Raw genomic sequence first — 6538 nt, 5'->3', positions numbered from 1 at the left:
TCATTGTAAGGACATCATTAAAAGCTGTAAGTGAGAATCCCTTTGTTGTATTGATTGCAAAACTAATTGAATTGATCTTTTGAGCAGTTGTTTTCGCTGTCTCTAGTCTTTGATAGAGCTCATCTTTTTTCTTACGAGCATTTGATAAAAAGCTTTTAAATATAGAATGATGTTTAGTGACTATCTTAAATAGGAATTTGTAGAATATTATTTGATCTTTAACATCGGGAGCATCTACTGTTGTTTTGATTGCGCTGGAATTTGTCTTGCCTCCGATCATACGGTGCCAGTTCTTGAGATTTTGTTCTCCTCCAGGGATACTTAGTAGAATATTGTAGTAACTTTCAAGGCGGTAGTACATATGGCCATGAATATAATTTGTCATTGTATTAAGGTAGGGAAGTAGAGAGTCCTTTTTTCTCTTGTCGAATCCAATATAGTCAGCGAGCTCATAATGAACCTTGGCGTATGCTAGATTGACATAATCTCCTGTAATTGGTGTTGTGTGACCTGGATAACTTTCTGAGAGGTTGGTATCTATATAGAGTTCAATATTATTAAACTTCTGAGTAATAGGTCTTACTTGGAGGATATAGAGTTGTTCACCAACAAAACACCATTCAATATCACAAGGGAATCCATAATTCTCTTCAATTTTTAAGATCTTTGATAGTAGTTCTTCTATTTTCTTCTCATCTAATGAAGGGGCTTTGATAGGTGCTTCAAAGACAATTCTTTCGACTTTATTGGTACTCTCGACATAGGTAAGTTTATCTGTCTTTTCAGCGATATCTTCTTTGATTCTCTCTCCAAATCTATCGATATAGAATCTATCGACATCTACTAATCCTGAAACTACACCTTCACCAAGTCCTAGTCCTGATTCAATATAGATGAGACCGTTATCCAGATCTGGCGAACGGCTAAACGCCACACCACTAACGGTTGAGTCAAGCATTCTTTGGATGACGACGGCCATGGATCCACGTTCGCTCTTATTATCACTTTCTTTGCTATGATTTTCTCTTAATCTTTCATATTCAAGAATTCGCTCAGAATAAAAGCTTTCAAAACATTTGATAACCTTTTCTTCAATATCTTCCTTCTTGGTGTAAAGGAATGTTTCCAAAACTCCAGCATAGGAGTTTTCAGCGCCATCTTCCGCCGTGGCACTACTTCTAATTGCAAAGTAGTTGCAGTGATTTTTAGTCGTAAAGGTCACTATCTTTGCTATTGTTTTTGGTGATAACTTCTTAGTCTCTTCCCAGTAGTGAAACTCCTCTGACGTGATAATCTCAAATTCTGGTACCGGAAAATGAGAGTCTAAAAGCCTTTGAAGAGAGGCTCCTTTTCCACCAGCAATGAGTTTGTCACTGTAGTTTTGTTTCACGTATTACTTTTCCTTTTTCTCTTTTTCTTAAATAAACTTAATAACAGCAGCGAAAAGAACTGTAAGTTGAGTCCCTAAGGCGAGATTTTCAGCATGGGCCTTGAACGTTGATTTATGTGACAGTGTTCGAATGAAATTGATATATTGCCAAGCAAAGTAAGTAGCGACTAAGAGATAAATGGCAACGATGAGAAGATGATGATTATAATTAATTAAAAATGACATCACTCCTGCAAAAACTAAGATCTGAATAAAGAGTGCAACAGAGGCAGCTACTTTGGGTCCCCAAATTTTTGAGTATGTTGTATATTCTGTTTCATCTTTAGGTGCTCGAATTTTTCTCGAAATTTCCCAGTTTGTCATCGTTAGCATTAGTGGAATTCCAATAAGTGTACTTGAAATGGAATCAACATATCCTCTTTCAAAGAGTACTGTACATATCAGTCCAAATTTGACGATGATTACGGGGTTATGAGTTGCAAATGCTAGGGGAAGTGACTTTCTCATACGCTCTTCCATGAAGAACCATTTATACATAAGTCCGCCATAGGCCAAGCAAATGAGAGCTGCAATAAAGACATTGAGATTAAATGAGCAAAGAAGAAGAATTGAAGGAATAACAATTGATTGTAGTACCTTTAAATCACCTTTTTTAACTCTTCCACTAGGTAGGGGCCTATTAGGATAGTTTTTTAAGTCATCCTCATAGTCTTTAAATTCATCCATAATTCTCACCATTAGAGAAAGGAGGACGACGGCTAGTGCCACAAGATGAATGGTCGGATCTTTTATAAATGAGTAATCACCTTTAATAGAACAAACTGCTGCTGCCAAAATTATGGTAAACAAGTAGGTTCCAATAAAGTGGAGGGGAGGGAACATTTCTTTTAAGTAAATTCCAATCCTATTAATCATTTCTTCTTCCTTTATAATGAGTTAGTTTTCTTCGTGTTGAAAAGTGTGAATCCAACTTCTTTCGCCACTTTTGATATTTCCTGAATATCGTCAATAGCGATTGGACCAATATTTAAGTGTCCTTTGATCGGAGAGAGACCAAGTGAGAATGTCTCGGCCATACAAGCAAAGGATTCATTTGTTGCTAGTGGAAATGATGGGATTTCTATCCTGATATCTCCTGCTTGTTGAGGGAATCGTGCGATTCCACCTTTTATCACTCTAATACTCTGATCTTGATAGCACTCGTCAGAGACATCGCCCGGAACTGCAAGGTCAATGATAGTTGTATTCTTCTTTATGAGATTTCTATTAATGATAGGTCTCGTAGAATTTGTTCCTGTGAAAATGAGATCACAAGATTTTAGCTCTGATAGATCATTAGAGATTTGGATATAGTCTTTAAGTTCATCAAGAGATTCTGCAATATTCCCTAAATTATCAAAGAGGATTTCTTTAACTGAATTTATGAGAGCAGAGTCTTCTTTAGTTCTAATGATGTAGTTAATAAGCTCTTGAAAAGTGCTTTTGATTTTCTCTGGATAATGTTCTTTCGATCTATGAAAGAGTATAATTTTCTTGGCATCTGAGATGGCAAGCTGGGCCATCGTGCTGACAATATTGCCACCATACCCAACGAGTCCAATAACTTGGGAAGACTCATCAGCTGCAGCCTGGATACCCGCCTCATAGGCAAGCTTAGCGGTGAAACTATTTCCCGTCGTAAGATTAAGACCTTTATTATTCAGATACATTCCATTCTTTGATACGATCGAAGTAAATTGCCCAAGACCAACTGTGGAAGCTCCAAGCTCTTTTGCCTTATCAATACCTTCTTGAATCTTGGCCGCAACTTTATGTCTTTGACGCCCTCTGAATTTCTTCATTAAAATTTTAGATGTAATAGGTAAAGATAGCATGACAATATCGATATCATTCCCATTTTCTCCTCTTATATTTGTTGCATAATAAGGAGAGAAAGTTTGTAAATTGAATGTGGCCATCATGATTTCTTCTAGGATCTCATCAGGTGTAAACTCAAGAACAGGTAGAATCTTTCTTACATCGCTATTAGAGATCGGATGATTTAGAAAAACTGCTGGTGCCTTGAAATCTTGATCAATTTGTTTGGCAATTTTCTTCTCAATACAACCAAGTTTTCCCACGGGAATCTCTCCCAGAATATGACTGAAAAAATATTTTGCTTGAGACGATATAATGGCATCTGCCAAATTCCTCAATGAGGTAACAATCTTTAGAATTTCCCATGACTTTATATTAAGTGATGGTTGAATTCTAAAAGTATATTGATTTGATAGCGTCGGAGCTATTCTTATATTTTCTTTATTCAACATTGCACTTGAAAAGAGATGACCAAGAAGGCCACCATCACTAAAGTACTTAAATTCGTAAAATTTATTTTTAAGCTCTTGCCTAAATTCAATGGCCAACATGAGTCCTTGGCCTCGGACTTCTTTAAAAACCTCTGGATAATCTAATACGACTTCTTCCAGAGAAGCTCTTAACTCCATAATCGCTTGGCCATTGTGTTCAAAACAGTTCTCAGCTTCTTTTAAAACCTCTCTTGCGATATATGAGGAAAGATCATCTTCTGCAAATGTTGATGATTGAATATAGTCAAAGTCCTCTACAAAAGATTGTTCTTTAATCAAAGTGACGCCAATTTTTGTAAATCCAGCACTGAGACCTTTGGCAAATGTAAAAATATCTGGTGTGACTCCTGAGTGCGTTGCGCTCGCAAGAGTTCCTGTGCGATAGATACCAGATTGAATTTCATCAAATATTAAAAGAGATTTAATCCTCTTGCTCTGGGCCTGGAGCTCTTCAAGAAAGTCTTTTGTAAGCTCGTAAACACCTGCCTCACCCAAAATCGGTTCCGCAATGAAGGCACAGATAGGGTAGAAGTTTTGTTTCTCAACTTTTAACTCAGCATTTTCTATATAAGGGATTTCAAAATAGTCTCTTAGAGTTTCGATCTTGTAAGTGAGATCAATTTTGTCATTTCTTTTTATGAAAACCGTTTCTCGGTTTTCATCGAGCGAGAGAATATCTTCTTTTAACTTTCCATTGTAAGTAAGCTTTAGGGCGCCAGAAGTTTTTCCGTGAAAGCAATTATCCATTGCCATGATAAACGGTGTTTTCTGGGCTTTTCTCTCATTTCTCTTTCTTAGTTCGTTTATCTTAATTAGTGCTTCGTTATTTGTTGTTCTTTGAAAGTAACGTGTGGCCTTGTTCAAAGCTTCATTGACAGAGAGTAGCTCTTTCTTAAGATTGAGGTGGTAGTTTTTCTTCGCCACCTTTATGGCAATTTCGATAGATTCTGTCCCTGTATTAGAGAATTGGCAAATCCAGTTCTCTCCATGACCTTCAAATTCCAGCCTTTTATTAAACTCACATGCCAAGTTCGCCGCTTCTGTCCTTATTGAGCCTTGAGTGAAAGAAAGGCTATTATTTACTAAGTATTGGGCCGCTTTTTCGCGTAATTTATTATTGTGGCCCAAGCTATTGGCACCATAGCTTCCAGTAACATCTAGATACTGTTCACCTCGAGAGTCGTAAATGTAATTTCCATCACCTTTGACAAACTCTCTATCAAGCTTCAAAAGCTCGAGTAATTTTGCCTGGGTTGGTTTGACATACTTTTTGTACATAGACTCTCTCTTTTTATGTCTAACAAGTAGACAACTAACGATAAATTAGACGTGAACTAAGCCATTTTTATCGAATACTGGTACATTTTGATTTATTACTGCAATGGTTATGCCAAGGTATTCTAGGCAAAAAGAGAAATATGCGATAAGTCATTGTTTTTAGTATAAAATAACTCTAAAATTTAATCTTTCTTAACTTTATAATAGTTAGATATATGCAAGAATTTAGACTGTATAAAAAATGAAAAGGATCAAATGAAGATACTAATAATTGATGATGAAATTGAGATTATTGAAATACTTTCAACGCTGATTGAGTCAGAAGTTGAATGCGAAATTCTCAAAGCAGAATCAGGAAAAGAAGCAGTGTCTATTTTAGATAAGCATGATGATATTGATTTGATTCTTTCTGATTATAATATGCCTGAAGGAAATGGAGCATTGGTCTTCGAACATAATAAGAAGAAGGGAAATATTCCTTTCATCTTTGTGAGTGGTGGATATCTAGAAGATTATAATGATGTTCAAAACTTCTATGAGGCCAATGACAAGAATGCTTATATTCATAAGCCAATAGATTTTGAAGAACTTATCAAACAGGTTGATCAAGCCTTGGGCCCCAAAGATGATGAGCGTAATAACTCAGGTTACTCTCATGTTCATTTAGGTCTTCTGAGTAAGTATAGTTATGTAAGTGAAGAGATCTTTCTAAAGATTAGCGATGATAAATTTATTAAAATCAAAAACTCAGGTGATTCTTCAACTGAAGAGATAAAGAAATATGTAGAAAAAGGGAATCTTAAATTCTACATGAATAAAACTGACTTTGTGAGTTTTATGGAAAGAGCTATCTCGGAACAAAGTCGCAAATTACTGACAAGTCCTGCCGAAGTTTCAGAGGTGGAGATCTGTGGTGAGACACTAGAGATTCTCCAAGATAGTTTAATTCAACTTGGTTTGACAACAGATCAACTCCTACTTATTAATACAACGATTGAAACATGCTTGGATATTCTTGGTAGTGAACCTGCATTAAAGGAACAATTAAAGGTTTTTCTAAAAGGGAAGGGATACTTCGTTTCTCACTCTTTAACGGCTGCTCATATTTGTTTTCTTTTAGCGAATAAGTTAGGAATGGGGCAGGACTCGATTGTAAATAAGCTGCTTTACTCTGCACTCCTTCATGATATTACTTTACCAGAATCTGAGTTATGCCAGATTTATGATATCGAAGATCCGGTTTTTCTTGGTCTCGATTTAAATTCCAGAAAGAGAATTAAATCTCATGCTGCAGACTGTGTCGCAATTTTAGAGAGCTCGGATAAAATCCCTGGTGACGTTCTGACAATAATCAAGGAGCACCATGAACTACCGAATGGAATGGGGTTTCCAAGAGGTTCTACTGAAACCAATATTTTTGGTTTGAGTTTAATTTTTATGGCGGCATTAAGAATGGCCGATCATATTTTCCATCATGGGCATGGGCCGAAGTCACTAGACATGCTTCTATGCAAGTTAACAG

4 protein-coding genes are annotated in these 6538 nt (G+C 36.3%); 1 reads left to right on the top strand and 3 read right to left on the bottom strand.

The genetic code is table 11. From position 1 onward, the window contains the following. The 3 genes from M901_RS15715 to M901_RS15705 all read right to left on the bottom strand — a co-directional run. On the bottom strand, nucleotides 1-1390 hold a 1390-nt coding region (locus M901_RS15715), incomplete at its 3' end, for a PEP/pyruvate-binding domain-containing protein (protein WP_021279202.1). Nucleotides 1391-1417: 27 nt separating this feature from the next. Beyond that, the gene (locus tag M901_RS16885; RefSeq protein WP_021279203.1) at nucleotides 1418-2305 is read right to left on the bottom strand and encodes a UbiA family prenyltransferase; all 888 of its coding nucleotides are present in this window, start codon (nucleotides 2303-2305) and stop codon (nucleotides 1418-1420) included. Between the two features lie 11 nt (nucleotides 2306-2316). Beyond that, a complete protein-coding gene (locus M901_RS15705) occupies nucleotides 2317-5016 on the bottom strand; it encodes an aminotransferase class III-fold pyridoxal phosphate-dependent enzyme (RefSeq protein WP_021279204.1) in 2700 nt (899 codons plus the stop codon). 255 nt (nucleotides 5017-5271) lie between these two features. Between M901_RS15705 and M901_RS15700 the strand changes: the two genes are divergently transcribed. Further along, nucleotides 5272-6538, top strand: a 1267-nt coding sequence (locus M901_RS15700; RefSeq protein ID WP_021279205.1) for a response regulator, incomplete at its 3' end; no start/stop codon positions are given.

Origin of the sequence: Bacteriovorax sp. DB6_IX, from assembly GCF_000447775.1 — a bacterium.
In the GTDB taxonomy this organism is placed as follows: Bacteria; Bdellovibrionota; Bacteriovoracia; order Bacteriovoracales; family Bacteriovoracaceae; genus Halobacteriovorax_A.
Note: the sequence above shows the minus strand (reverse complement) of the source record. Positions and strands in the feature narration are given on the sequence as shown.

Coding starts and splice junctions, on each gene's coding strand:
- M901_RS15705 (WP_021279204.1), bottom strand. CDS start 5,016: ATGTACAAAAAGTATGTCAAACCAACCCAGGCAAAATTACTCGAGCTT.
- M901_RS16885 (WP_021279203.1), bottom strand. CDS start 2,305: ATGATTAATAGGATTGGAATTTACTTAAAAGAAATGTTCCCTCCCCTC.